Source organism: Nitrosomonas ureae (assembly GCF_900206265.1).
Classification (GTDB): domain Bacteria; phylum Pseudomonadota; class Gammaproteobacteria; order Burkholderiales; family Nitrosomonadaceae; genus Nitrosomonas; species Nitrosomonas ureae_C.
Genome location: NZ_LT907782.1, coordinates 2,533,608 through 2,548,049 on the forward strand (window position 1 = coordinate 2,533,608; position 14,442 = coordinate 2,548,049).

The following is a 14,442-nucleotide window of genomic DNA, read 5'->3' on the forward strand; positions in this document are numbered from 1 at the left end:
CTGAAAAAATTATTCTCGATTCATGATCTTGTTACTGATAGGATTTGGCGCCGATAATCTATACTACGAAATTGCATCGGTTAGCGGACAATAAATAAAGGGAGTATTTGTGGGATGATTGGCTGTACTGCATAAATACTACCCGCGCGTAGTTGTGATTCATCACCGGAAGATTTGCTATTTCATTATTTCGGAGAATAAAAAACCGCCACTGAGGCGGTTATTATTTCACAAGAAATTGAAACTATTTTCTTATTGATTTGCAAAATATTAATGTCCTGGTTTGCTGGTTCCACCATACGGACGAGCATCAGCCCCTTCTTTTAAACAATTGCCATTACCGTCAAGACCATGCGGGCATTCAATTTCTTCCCCACGCATAAGTTTTTCATAGTTTTCTTTTTCTGTTTCCGGCAATGCTTGACTAGGTTTACCGCCACATGCAGATAATGCTAAAACTAATAAAGTTGCAGCTAAAAGAAGAGTATATTTCATCGTTTGATTTCCCTTATAAAAATTTCTTGAAGTAAGTTTTGCAGTATATAACGAATTTAGTAAATCACTCAAGCAGGTTTTAAGTCAGCGATCTAATAGGACTATATTGGTTTCTAAGATTTTTTATAAAAAAACAACTGTCAAGGTAAGCAATCTTACACAAAATACTTTGATTGTTTGTTCAAGAATATGCGATGAAATTGCATCAGTAAAATAGAACAGGTCGTTAAGCTCTGCCATTGAATAATGGAAGGAGATTAATGAGATAGATAAGAAACGCAAGCAATATTTTGAGGAACTCAAGGTTAAGATGACCCTGGCGGGGATACGTGAAGAGAAAACAGTGCTACGAATGGGAGTGTCAATTACTTGAACGGCGCCCGAAGTATTTTTCAAGGATCAACATGCCGGTGGAAGTCTGTTGTATGAATGATTTAACACCAAATAATCGGATAATTAACGGTAGAAAACGCTTGTGGAGTCAGAAAGCTCAATTACTGAAGCTTGAAAGATGCAAGAAGATGATTACTCCTCCCGATAAGTTGGTTTTCCCCACCTGTGTCAATTACTGAATCCGGCTCATTGAACCTATTATTATCAACGCAATCTGCGCAATGATGCGTGAGCTGGCTTTATTGCGAAAAATGTATGAGTAATGCCTGAAAAACTTCTAATAAAGTACATGCAGTTATACCGCACGGTTCCTACATGAAGGTATCATTGCAGAGTGTAAGAGAACAACAACCTTGGATGAAGGTTCCGGGCATGATCAGCCCAGTACTTAAACCAAGAATCAGTTATTCAAATATGCAAAATAAAACTTATTTTTACTTGCTAAGGACGGGCCATCGATTAGCCTATCAACGGTTGGACAGTGGAGGGTATGATCAATTGAAAAAGGTTTGAATTACCTCGCGTTGTCAGAGTAAGGGCTGGTATTCTCGCAAGGTACTGAATTGACGCTTATTTAACAGGCTTGATAACGATCCTTGCATTTAAGTGTTGCGACTGCTGTGCAAGATTACGATCAGGACGCACATTTCACTGCCAAAGTATGAATTATTGTTCTAAAAAGAAAGTTACCTGAGTTTGATCTGATCAGCTTTGGTGGGAATCAACTTTTCTTCCACATTATGTAGTCCTAAAGAACACTTTATACACCACTACCTCCAATGCCGTGATGTCATCAAAGTAGTGGTGCATCTATGATATTACTCTTGATCTTTACTTGATTTTTCCTTATTCGCTTCTTGAGTATCAGTTGTATCAAAAGTAGGCTCTGAATCTCTGGGAGCATAGGCTGATGGAGGTGGTTTATCCATCGGGTAGCCATCAAGACTTTTTTTACCTTCGCAGGCTGTTAATGTTAATAACGCAAGCACAACTGCCAATAGTGAAAATCTAATCATTTAATCTCCTATGCATTTCGAGTTTATCATTTTTTCAGATAGCATAATCGAAGTCACATCATTATTCAAATTTGAATTTTGTTCGTGTATGTACTTGATGATGAATTTCTGGATGGATAAGGTTAATGCCTTAATGCATAGTAATATTCTGATCTTCAGTTTGCGAGCGGATTTAAAACTTCGATAAAAATTAGTGTGTATCGTCACGATGTATTTACCCAGAGGTATTGATAGACATTAAGAGTCTGATCTCGCATCGGATGCGGAGAAAATGGGGTCTGGAAAGCACAAACAGAAAAATCCATCTCAATACTTATGAATCGGCATTTGAGATCAAGGAATCATTGAAAAATACTTTCTACTTTCGCTCTTATAATAAAAATTGCAAATATCAAACCTTGAAGATAATACCGAATCGAGTCTATTATTATTTCATCAGGCCGCCGAGGGTGAGCGGAGGAGCGGGCTAACTCCTAACACTTCTCTAAAAATTGGAGACCACTTCTGTGTTTATATATATCTGTGGTACAAAAATCCCAATTTAATATGCAGCGGTTGCGGTAAATTGATAAAGCTTGATAAACTGATGTGTTTGCAATATGTTGATCACATCCTATTTTTACTTGAGAAGGAAAGATAATGAAAATACTCAGAAATATGAAAAGAATCGCATTGGTTTTTGGTTTCGCAATGCTATTAAGTGGGGTGAGTCATGCAGGTGCGCCCGGGTCGATTTTTGTAAAGAATCTTGGCCCGCTCAATTCTTTTACGATAGATGTTGCAAATATTAACCGTACCGGTGGTTTGATCAAAAACCTTGTGTTTGATTTGTCCAATACGCAGTGCGGTGGTACGGGGTGTATACCGGGAGAATCTCTGGTATTTGGCGGTTTGCAAGATTCGGATTTCGTCCATGATTCAGCTGGTGACGGGGTTGCATCATTATTTGGTGTAAATAACGCGCTGCAATTTGGTTTCAACTTTACTGGCTATGATCCGCTTGATAAATTCCAGTTTTTGTGGGATCCCGATGTTGTAAGTAATGATGATTATGCTGCGACAGTATCCAATCTGATCGGAATGGTGATTACAGCATCCGTTGTTTTTCCCGATAATTCAACTTTGATTTACTCTGGAACCATGGCGGCAGTGGGTTCCGATGTTGCGGTTAATCTCCTTCCCGTTCCGGAGCCGAAAGTTTATCTCATGTTGTTTGTTGGACTGTGTTTGTTTGGTTTTATCAGATACCGCAGTAAGCAAGTTGTAATGGCCTGAGTATTTAGGTTAAGCAAAAAGTTGGCATTCCATTGTAGAAGTTGATTTTAGATGTTTGAATTAACGCATATATGCTATCGGGAAATGCAAAAATTGGAGTGGTTAGAATGCAGCACTGGATTTTTCTTTCAATCGCGATTATCAGTGAAGTGATTGCTACCTCGTGTCTGAAGGCATCTGAGGGATTTACCCGCTTGTGGCCATCTCTCGTAGTGATTGTGGGTTATGTGTTGGCTTTTTATTTGCTTTCTCTGACGCTCAAAACCATTCCGGTGGGGGTAGCTTATGCCATTTGGTCCGGTGCCGGATTAGTATTAATTGCGCTGAGCGGCTGGTTTTTTTTCGGGCAGTCGTTGGATATCCCCGCTATGGTGGGCTTGACTCTAATTGTTGCGGGGATTGTGGTGATCAATATGTTTTCCCAGACTGTTTCGCTTTGAGTTTGATTAATGAATTAGCTGTTAATCAACGGGCAATTCCTGCCAAGAAAAAATAACGCCCGCTAACGGTGGCAGCGTAATTGCCATTGAATCGGTAAACCCCATCCAGGGCTCTGACACGCTGGTAATATTGCCTAAATTACCGACATTGCTGCCACCGTAATAAGTGGAGTCGCTATTAAAAATCTCCCGATAAATACCGGCAGCGGGCACGCCGATGCGATAGCCAGTGCGTGGAACCGGGGTGAAATTGAGAACGACCAGAACAAATGATCCGTTCATGGCGCGCCGCATGTAGCTGATTATTGACTGATCGGCATCCTGGCAATCGATCCAGTGAAAGCCTTCAGCGGTAAAGTCAAGTTGATGCAAAGCCGGAATATTTTGATAACAGTGATTCAAATCGCGCGCAGCAGCTTGCACGCCGACATGCGGTTGTTGTTCCAGCAAATGCCAATCTAATTCGTGACTCACGCGCCATTCGCGTTGTTGCGCGAATTCGTTGCCCATGAAATTGAGTTTTTTGCCTGGGCACGTCATTTGATATACCAATAGCAGGCGCACGCTGGCAAATTTTTGCCAGGCATCCCCGGGCATTTTGTTCCAAAGCGAGCCTTTGCCATGCACGACCTCGTCATGCGAGAACGGTAGCACAAAATTTTCGGTATACGCATAAAGCTGGTTGAAAGTCAGCTGCTCGTGATGATAGCGCCGGTAGATAGGATTTTGGTGCATGTAAGATAGTGTATCGTGCATCCAACCCATATTCCATTTCATCGAAAAGCCCAACCCCCCCACATAAGTTGGGCGTGATACTCCAGGCCAGGCAGTGGATTCTTCCGCCAGTGTCAGTGCGCCAGGAAATTCCCCATGCACCATGATATTTAGTTCACGAAGAAAATCAATTGCTTCTAGATTTTCCCGTCCGCCATATTTATTGGGCAACCATTCGCCATGCTTGCGGGAATAGTCAAGATAGAGCATTGAGGCCACTGCATCAACACGCAATCCATCCAAGTGAAATTCGGACAACCAATAATGAGCGCTGGACAAGAGAAAGGATTTTACTTCATTGCGACCATAATTGAAGATATAAGTACCCCAATCCTGATGAAACCCTAGGCGCGGATCTTCGTGTTCGTATAGGGCGGTACCGTCAAAGCGCGCCAATGCAAAAGTATCCTGAGGAAAATGCGCGGGCACCCAATCCAGAATTACGCCGATTCCCGTCTGGTGACAAGCATCTACGAAAAACCGAAAATCATCCGGTGAGCCGAAGCGGCTGGTGACGGCAAAATATCCCGTTGTTTGGTAACCCCAGGATTCATCCAGAGGATGTTCCGAGACGGGCATCAATTCGATATGGGTATAACCCATTTCCTGTACGTAAGGCAATAGATGCTCTGCTAGTTCTCGATAGGTATAGAAACGTCCGTCCAGGTGCCGTTTCCATGACCCGGCATGAATTTCAAGAATGTTCAGCGGTGCATGCAGCCAATCCCCATCGGCTCTGCGCGCCATCCAAGTAGTATCCTGCCAGTGATGCGTGCTATGGGCAGGGATCAGTGCCGCAGTGTTGGGACGCAATTCGTATTGCTTGGCGTAGGGATCCGTCTTAATGAGGATTTCACCACTACTGCGATTTCGAATTTCAAATTTGTAATGAATATTGGCGGGTAATTCCGGAATAAACAATTCCCATACACCGCTGGCGTGATGCACTTTCATCGGGTGCATTTTGCCGTTCCAATGATTGAAATCGCCGACTATGCTGACGCGTTCGGCATTCGGAGCCCATACTGCGAAGCGCATTCCATCAACGCCTGTATTCCTGGCCGGTTGAGCTCCAAGCATGCGATAAGCCTGCCATAGCTTACCTTGATTGAATAAATATAAATCATGATCAGAAAGTTGCAACGCAAAAGCATAGGGATCATATACTTCATGGACGGTATGCTTTGGGTCTTTTGCTTCAACGCGCAAGCGGTATGGCATGAGCGGCATTGATTTGCTGCGCCATTCAAAAATTCCTTCAGGATGAATGCATTGCATCGGCTCAAAGCCAGTTGATGTTTGGATCCATACCTGAGTATCAAAAGCACGGAATACTCTAACCAGTACTTGATTATGCTCTCTATGTAGACCTAGATACGCATAGGGGTCATGGAGCTGTGCATTGATCAGTGCATGCAGCAGAAGATTGGTTTTGCTCGTGGTCATCACCTTTAATATAATAGTATTGGCTGTATGGTTTGGATTATAACCTGTCTATTCTTTGATAAAAGGTAATTAAACCCAAAGCTCTCTGTGAGAAAGTGCCATAATACGATAATATATTCGCATAGGTGCAAATGGGTTCAAATTGCTATGGATAAAACTAAACTTACACATGCACAATCTCGGGCGGAGTGCAAATCCAGCAGCCGCTTTCATAGCAACATTTCACATGAAACACTCGCCTTAATATTGGCGGGCGGGCGCGGTAGCCGTTTGCACCAGTTGACTGACTGGCGTGCTAAGCCTGCTGTTCCTTTTGGTGGGAAGTTTCGTATTATTGATTTTCCTCTATCAAATTGTGTCAACTCGGGTTTTCGACGTATTGGTGTCGTGACACAATATAAAGCACAGAGCCTGATTCGTCATATTCAGCATGGCTGGAGTTTTCTCGATGGACGTTTTAAAGAGTTTGTCGAATTGCTCCCCGCGCAACAACGAACTGTCGAGGAAACATGGTACCAAGGAACTGCTGACGCGATATTTCAGAATATCGATATTTTATTGCGCCACGATGCTAAATATGTATTGATTCTAGGTGGGGATCATATCTATAAAATGGATTACAGTAAGCTGTTGGCGGAGCATATTGAAAAATCAGCAGATATGACGGTAGCGTGTCTTGAGATTCCACTGCAGGAAGCGAGCGCCTTTGGTGTTATGGGGGTCAGTGATCAATGGCAGGTAATCAGTTTTGCTGAGAAACCGGCTCATCCTGTGCCCATACCCGGTCAACCTGAGAAAGCTTTGGTGAGCATGGGTATTTATGTATTTAATGCCGATTTTCTCTACGAGCAATTAATTCGTGATCATCAGGATCATGATTCGTCGCATGACTTTGGTAAGGATATAATTCCGTATCTGGTGTCCCGTTATCGTGTCTTTGCCCATCGATTCATGAACAGCTGCGTTAATATGGCATCCGGGATACCGTACTGGCGTGATGTTGGAACAGTCGATGCATACTGGGAAGCTAATGTTGATCTGATTTCCGTTACACCACAGCTTAATCTGTACGATGAAGATTGGCCTATCTGGACACACCAGGAACAACTTCCTCCGGCAAAATTTGTATTCGATGATGATGATCGGCGTGGTCATGCGTTGGATTCATCCGTATCAGGCGGCTGTATTATCAGCGGGGCTACGGTTCGTCGTTCCTTATTGTTTTCCAACGTAAAAGTTAATAGTTTCAGCTATGTAGAAGATTCGGTCATACTTCCCAATGTGGAGGTTGGTCGGCATGCGCATCTGCGGCGTGTGGTTGTGGAGAAAAAATGCGTGATTCCTGAAGGGTTAGTTATTGGATTTGATCCTGAACAAGACCGCAAGCGATTTTATGTGACCGAGAAAGGTATTACATTAATTACACCGGAAATGTTAGGGCAGGAAATACATAAAATATGTTAACAAAGATTGAGTAAACATTTCAAATTAATAGTCAGTGATGCAAAATGGGCGTGTATTCGTGACTATTTTTTCATGCCAGAAGCATGATTGATGCAGTGAGCTTCTATATTTTATTTTAATTTAATAAATACTGTCTTTTATAATGAAGCAATTAAATCTCGTTTTGCTGTGGCATATGCATCAACCGGACTATCGGGATTACGTCACCAATCAATTTGTGTTGCCTTGGGTGTATCTGCATGCCATCAAGGACTATACCGATATGGCTTATCATTTGGAGTCGCATCCAAAGACCAGGGTGGTCGTCAATTTTGTTCCGGTGCTTCTGGATCAACTGGATGATTTTTCGCAGCAATTTTCAACCAAGCAAATACGTTGTCCTTTGTTGCGTTTGCTAGCGACACCCGAGCTCGAAAATATCACGATGCAAGATCGTTTGTATATTTTTGACAGCTGCTTTCTCAGTAATCATGAGAACATGCTGCAGCCGTATCCGGCTTATAAGCGTCTACATGAACTCTATCAAGTCTTCAACAAAGTGAGTGAGCGTGAGTTAAAATATTTTTCCGGACAATATCTGGCTGACTTGCTGGTCTGGTATCACTTGGCATGGATGGGAGAGAGTGTACGGAGAAACAACGAATTTGTGATGAAATTAATGGCTAAGAACCAGGAATTTAACTATGAGGATAGGCTGCAGCTTTTTACTTTGATCGGCGAATTAATTCAGGATCTGATTCCGCGCTATCGAAAGCTTGCTGAATCAGGGCAGATTGAATTATCCACCACGCCCCACTTTCATCCGCTTGCACCGCTACTGATTGATTTTTCTTCTGCCCGGGATAGTCAACCCGATGTTACTTTGCCTGCGCATAACTTTTATCCGGGTGGACGTAGCCGCGTGGCATTCCATTTGTCGTCTGCAATTACCAGCCACACCCAGCGTTTTGATGAAAAGCCTGCTGGAATCTGGCCCGCTGAGGGGGCTTTATCTACCGCATTAATAAAAATCATGGCAGAACAAGATTGTCAATGGAGTGCTAGTGGGGAAGGTGTATTGGTCAACAGTTTGCGTTCATCATATTCTGATGGGACATTTCCGGATCGCAACTATTATTTATATCGTCCTTACCGGATAGATGGAGAATCAAAAGATATCATCTGCTTTTTTCGTGATGATCAATTATCTGATTTGATCGGTTTTGAATATTCCAAATGGTTTGGTCGTGATGCTGCGGAAAATTTTGTGCAATCTTTGGATCACATTTATCACAGCACACCTGCTGAGGGGAATCCGGTCGTCAGCGTTATCCTGGATGGAGAGAACGCCTGGGAATCATACCCATATAATGGATTTTATTTTCTTGATGATCTTTATCATTTACTCGATGATCATCCGTATATCCGTACCACAACTTACCGGGATTATCTCGCATCTGTTGAAATCAGTGCAATTGAAGCATTACCAACGCTAGCAGCTGGTAGCTGGGTATATGGAACATTCTCGACTTGGATTGGGGACAAGGAAAAGAACTGTGCATGGGACATGCTCTGCGCGGCTAAACATAGTTTTGATTTGGTGATGCAAAGCGAGCGTTTGACGGAAGAGGAAAAAAATCAGGCCAGTCGGCAGTTGGCGTCCTGTGAAAGCTCAGATTGGTTTTGGTGGTTCGGTGATTACAATCCGGCGCATTCCGTAGCAAGTTTCGATCAGTTGTTCAGGAAAAATCTGATGAATCTTTATCATTTGCTTAAATTACCGATACCATCCGCAATTCTTGAGCCTGTTAGTAAAGGTAATGAATGGAGTGAAGACAGTGGAGCAATGCGGCGATCCTCATCAAACGCGGATTAATTTAAATTGTATTCTCCGTGCTTGAGGACGGATTTTGGATTGCCATAGGTTCTTAACGATTACCGGAGTCATTGAATGTCACAACGTGTTTCGTTACTTTTGGGTGTACATGCCCATCAACCCGTCGGCAATTTTCCCGATGTGTTGAAGGATGCGCATCAGCGTTGCTACAGGCCTTTCTTGCAGATACTTTACCGTTATCCGGATTTTCGTTTTTCCGTTCATTTTTCAGGTTGGTTACTGGATTATCTGTTGCAACACTTTCCTGATGATATGGCGTTATTGCATCAAATGGTTGCGCGGCGGCAAGTGGAATTATTCGGTGCGGGTGATACCGAGCCGGTTCTGGCGGTCATTCCGAACCGGGACCGCATGGGACAGGTTGATACTTTTTCCCGGAAGCTGGCGGTAAAGTTTGGTCAACGTCCGCAGGGTGCATGGTTGACTGAGCGTGTTTGGGAATCCACGGTTGTACCGGCATTGGCGAATTGTGGAATCCGCTATGTTACTGTAGACGATTATCATTTTTTATGTGCAGGTAAAACACCAGGGGAACTTAATGGTTATTTCACCACTGAGGAAGATGCATATAAACTCGATTTATTTCCGATTTCTGAATCCTTACGTTATAAAATTCCTTTTTCTCCGGTTGAAGAAACTATCGCTTATCTGGAATCATTGACGGATCATCATTCGTCCGATACCTCTCCTGCGGCGGTTTATTTCGATGATATCGAAAAATTCGGCATCTGGCCGGAAACTTACCATTGGGTATATGAACAAGGTTGGCTTGAACATTTTATCCAAAGCGTATTGGCTTCAGACAAAATCTGTACCCGGCATTACAGCGAATATCATGCTAGTGAGAAAACCCGCGGTATTGTTTATTTGCCTACGGTATCGTACATCGAAATGAATGAATGGACATTGCCTGCGCATTCCGCCAACATTTATGCAGAACTGTTGCAGCAGGCAAAGACAAGTGGTTGGTATGAACACAAGAAAGCTTTTATCCGTGGTGGCATTTGGAAAAACTTTTTTTCCCGCTATCTGGAATCCAATTGGATGCATAAGCGTATGTTGGGGCTCTCTGCACGGCTAATTGAGTTACCGGCGCAACATCGTACCGTCGAAATGCAGCAGAAACTCTACGAGTCCCAAGCAAATGATGCCTATTGGCATGGCATGTTTGGCGGTTTGTATCTCCCGCATTTAAGGCGTGCTGTATACAATGCCATGGTTGAACTGGAGGCGTTGCTCGATATCCATGCACCGCGTCCTTCGTATTTTACCGAAGATACCGACTTGGATGGTATGGAAGAGGCATATCTGCAGAATGGCGTGCTGCAAGCAGTGTTAAAATTAGATGGTTTTGCCAGTATTTGCGAACTGGATGCCTACCGGTTGAAACATAATTTTGGCGATACCTTGCGCGTTCAAGGTGAACATTATTATCAGAAAATTCAGGCGGGACAGCCTGATTCATCCAATGATGCCGTTAATGGTATCGCTTCGGCGCACGATCGAATCAGCTACAAGCATGAAATTAATGCGGAAGATATCGTTGCCGATGATCATCCTCGGAGCTTATTCGTTGATCGTCTGAATGGTACGTTTATTGTTTACCGCTCAGTGGCTGCCGCACTTGAAAATAACCATTTTCAATCTGAGAATACCAATTATCCGATTCATAAACACATTCTGCTGGATCAGAACCGGTTACAGATTGCATATCATTTTACCGCTAAACTGGCGCATAAATTCAGTACCGAAATCAATCTTGCCATGCCCAGTTGTGATGGGATGGGCGGACGCTTTATCTATCAGGGAAAAATTTCTGGTGGTTTTGGTGAATTGCTTGAATTAACGGACATGACGGAAATAACACTGGACGACGATACGCTGGGCGGCAGCGTGGTGCTAAAAACATCTCATCCAGTGACGTTGCGTGCACATCCGCATTTTTCGGTGTCGCAGTCCGAAAGCGGATTTGAAAAAATTATGCAAGCAACGACATTGTTATTGGAGTGGCCGGTTACCACTCAGGAATTAATTATTACACTGGAGATCCATGCCCGATAGTTGTATTTCATTCATAATTCATATAATTCAGCAACTCAAACACACGCTATGTCTATTCTTACGCACTCACCTGCTTGGTTAGCTTTACAGTCGCATCAATCGGTTATAACACAACAGCATTTGCGCGAGTTGTTTCAACAAGATCCGCAACGTTTTGAAAAATTTTCTCTTATTTTCAATAATATTCTGATGGATTATGCCAAACATCCGATCAATTATGAAACTGTTGATTTATTGCTGAAGTTGGCGCATCAACAGAAGCTAAAAGATTGGATTGCACGGATGTTTTGTGGGGAGAAAATCAATTCGACGGAGCAACGCGCGGTGCTGCATATTGCATTACGCGGTGATCAATCCATCATGGTTGATGGTGTCGATGTGATGCCGGATGTTAAACGCGTGTTAAAGCAGATGGAGCGTTTCTCAATTGCGATTCAGAGTGGCGAACGCAGAGGGTATACCGGGAAAATGTTTACCGATATTGTCAATATCGGTATCGGTGGATCGGATCTGGGGCCAGTGATGGTGACTGAAGCACTGAAACCTTATTGGCTGAAGGGCATTTCCCCACACTTTGTTTCAAATGTTGATGGTACACAGCTAGCCGGTATTTTACGTCAACTCGATCCAGCTACGACGCTTTTTGTTATTGCCTCAAAAACATTTACGACTCAGGAAACTTTGACCAATGCGCATTCTGCACGAGAATGGTTTTTGTCTCAGGGTGGCAATGAAAAAGATATCGCGCATCATTTTGTAGCGGTTTCGACCAATCGTGCGGCAGTAGAAAGATTTGGCATTGATCCGGATAACATGTTTGAGTTTTGGGATTGGGTCGGAGGGCGCTATTCATTATGGTCGGCTATCGGGTTGCCGATTGCCTTGACTGTCGGTATGGATCATTTTTATTCTTTACTGGCGGGTGCAAAAGCAATGGATCAGCATTTCGCCACGGCCCCATTCGAGAAAAATTTGCCAGTTATGCTGGGTTTAATAGGTATTTGGCAAATTAATTTTTTCGGCACAGCTTCTCATGTGGTACTGCCCTACGATCAATCGCTGCATCGTTTCCCCGCTTATTTGCAGCAACTGGAAATGGAAAGCAATGGCAAACGCACCACCCGCAACGGTGAAGTGGCCGATTATGCTACCGGCGCGGTCGTTTGGGGAAAGCCTGGAACCAATGGCCAGCATGCTTTCTACCAATTGTTACATCAAGGCACGCAAACCGTTTCAGCTGATTTCCTGGCGCCTTGTCAAAGCCATTACCCTATGGGTGAGCATCATCGCATGTTATTGGCGAATTTTTTTGCGCAAACAGAAGCGTTGATGACTGGTAAAAATGAACAAGAAGTGCGTGATGAACTTGTGGCGCAAGGTATATCCGCAGAATCCGTAGCGCAATTGCTGCCACATAAGATTTTTCCCGGAAATCGTCCCACTACCTCCATTTTATTCAAGAAACTGGATCCTCAGACATTGGGCTCATTGATCGCACTGTATGAGCATAAAGTATTTGTGCAAAGCGTAATATGGGATATTAACCCGTTCGATCAATGGGGCGTGGAACTGGGCAAGCAGCTTGCCGGAAAAATTCTGGCCGAGTTGGGACACAGGGACCCTGTGGTATCGCACGATTCATCCACCAATGGATTGATTAATTATTTCAAGGCCAATCAGTAGAAATATTACTTATGCCGCGATCCCAGAAACTTCGCGTTTTGTTTGTTACTTCTGAAGTGTACCCGTTGTGCAAAACTGGCGGCCTGGGTGACGTCAGCGCAGCATTGCCTGTTGCATTACGTGCGTTGAACAGCGACGTGCGACTTTTAGTGCCCGGCTATCCGCAAGTGATGGCTGGCGTTAAATACAAATATAAAATAGCTGAGTTCAATGCACTGTCACAGTTTCCACCCGCTTCATTGCTGTCGGCCCGATTGTCATTGAATAAAACCGAGAGCATTCCGGTGTTCGTGATCGACTGTCCCGGGCTATATAACCGTGAAGGAGGGCCCTACATGGATGCATTTGGTCATGATTGGCCTGATAACGCGTTACGTTTCGGTTTGCTATCAAAAATTGGTGCCATTCTGGGCAGTGATGACAGTCCGATTGCCTGGTATCCGCATATCGTTCATTGCAATGACTGGCAGAGCGGCCTCACCCCGGCTTATTTGCATTTTTATTCGGGAAAAAAAGCTGCCACGATGATGACCATTCATAATCTGGCGTTTCAAGGTATTTTCCCATCTGGAAGTGTGGTACAACTGGGGTTGCCATCAGGCAGTTTCGATATCAATGGAGTAGAGTATTATGGCAATTTATCTTTTCTCAAAGCCGGACTGTATTATGCCGACCAGATTACTACAGTCAGCCCCAATTATGCCAAAGAAATACAGACAGAGCCGCTGGGGTTCGGGTTGCAAGGATTACTGGCTACCCGCCAGTCTGATCTCACCGGTATTATCAATGGCATTGCTACCACAGAATGGGATCCTGAAACGGATCGTTATCTAGTTAAAAACTACAATAGTAAAAGCCTGTCGAATAAGACAGTTAATAAAACTGCATTGCAACAACAAATGGGGTTGGCAGTCGATGCGCATGTCCCACTATTGGGTGTGGTCAGCCGTTTGAGCCACCAAAAAGGGATTGATCTGCTGATCCAGATTGCTCCGCAATTAATAAAGATACCCGCCCAATTGGTGGTTTTGGGCAGCGATCACCCTGAATTGGAGCACTTGCTTTCCACGCTGGCGCAAACCTACCCCAAGTCAATCGCGATACACGTTGGTTTTAACGAGGCTTTGTCCCATTTGATAGAAGCCGGTATTGATTGCTTTCTGATGCCATCACGGTTCGAGCCCTGTGGATTGAATCAGATGTATAGTCAACGCTATGGTACCCCGCCAATAGTTCACGCCACAGGTGGTCTGCTTGATACGGTGGTGGATTGTACCCCGGCAACACTGGCAAATCATACTGCCAGCGGCTTTGTGTTCAATTCCATGACGGCGGCCAGTTTACTGGATACCATAAAGCGTGCAGTATTTGCTTATCACAATAAAAAAATCTGGCTAAGCCTGCAGAAGAATGGAATGGCCAGAAATTTCAGCTGGAATGCGAGCGCAATGGCGTATCAAGAACTTTACCGGAGGCTGCTACACTGAAATACGATCTTCACTCAACAGGACTAGATATC

Annotated in this window: 10 protein-coding genes; 7 read left to right on the top strand and 3 right to left on the bottom strand. The window is 43.8% G+C overall.

Translation table 11 applies throughout. The features are described from left to right. Positions 1-270: 270 nt before the first annotated feature. Together CPG39_RS11710 and CPG39_RS11715 are read right to left on the bottom strand one after the other, a co-directional pair. Positions 271-495 carry a hypothetical protein gene (locus tag CPG39_RS11710; protein WP_096293686.1) on the bottom strand — a complete coding sequence of 75 codons (225 nt, stop codon included), beginning with the start codon at positions 493-495 and terminating at the stop codon, positions 271-273. 1,211 nt (positions 496-1,706) lie between these two features. Then, the gene (locus CPG39_RS11715; RefSeq protein WP_096293687.1) at positions 1,707-1,904 is read right to left on the bottom strand and encodes a hypothetical protein; all 198 of its coding nucleotides are present in this window, start codon (positions 1,902-1,904) and stop codon (positions 1,707-1,709) included. 639 nt (positions 1,905-2,543) lie between these two features. Between CPG39_RS11715 and CPG39_RS11720 the strand changes: the two genes are divergently transcribed. Together CPG39_RS11720 and CPG39_RS11725 are read left to right on the top strand one after the other, a co-directional pair. After that, positions 2,544-3,179 (top strand): hypothetical protein, encoded by a 636-nt coding sequence (locus CPG39_RS11720; RefSeq protein WP_096293689.1) that lies wholly within the window; start codon positions 2,544-2,546, stop codon positions 3,177-3,179. Between the two features lie 107 nt (positions 3,180-3,286). Then, a complete protein-coding gene (locus CPG39_RS11725; RefSeq protein ID WP_013648513.1) occupies positions 3,287-3,619 on the top strand; it encodes a DMT family transporter in 333 nt (110 codons plus the stop codon). A 21-nt stretch (positions 3,620-3,640) separates the two neighbouring features. Here the strand turns inward: CPG39_RS11725 and glgB are convergent, their stop codons facing one another. After that, positions 3,641-5,839, bottom strand: coding sequence for a 1,4-alpha-glucan branching protein GlgB (gene glgB / locus CPG39_RS11730; RefSeq protein ID WP_096293691.1), 2,199 nt, complete (start codon positions 5,837-5,839; stop codon positions 3,641-3,643). A gap of 147 nt (positions 5,840-5,986) precedes the next feature. Between glgB and glgC the strand changes: the two genes are divergently transcribed. The 5 genes from glgC (at position 5,987) to glgA (ending at position 14,410) form a co-directional block, all read left to right on the top strand. Further along, the gene (gene glgC / locus CPG39_RS11735) at positions 5,987-7,303 is read left to right on the top strand and encodes a glucose-1-phosphate adenylyltransferase (protein ID WP_096293693.1); all 1,317 of its coding nucleotides are present in this window, start codon (positions 5,987-5,989) and stop codon (positions 7,301-7,303) included. A 142-nt stretch (positions 7,304-7,445) separates the two neighbouring features. After that, complete coding sequence (locus CPG39_RS11740) at positions 7,446-9,158, top strand: glycoside hydrolase family 57 protein (protein ID WP_096293695.1); 1,713 nt, start codon at positions 7,446-7,448, stop codon at positions 9,156-9,158. 75 nt (positions 9,159-9,233) lie between these two features. After that, positions 9,234-11,240, top strand: a complete 2,007-nt coding sequence (locus tag CPG39_RS11745) for an alpha-amylase/4-alpha-glucanotransferase domain-containing protein (protein ID WP_096293697.1) — start codon at positions 9,234-9,236, stop codon at positions 11,238-11,240. Between the two features lie 48 nt (positions 11,241-11,288). Further along, positions 11,289-12,923: a glucose-6-phosphate isomerase gene (gene pgi / locus CPG39_RS11750; protein WP_096294332.1), complete on the top strand. Its 1,635-nt coding sequence runs from the start codon at positions 11,289-11,291 to the stop codon at positions 12,921-12,923. Positions 12,924-12,934: 11 nt separating this feature from the next. Continuing rightward, a complete protein-coding gene (gene glgA, locus CPG39_RS11755) occupies positions 12,935-14,410 on the top strand; it encodes a glycogen synthase GlgA (RefSeq protein WP_096293699.1) in 1,476 nt (491 codons plus the stop codon). The last annotated feature ends 32 nt before the right edge of the window (positions 14,411-14,442 follow it).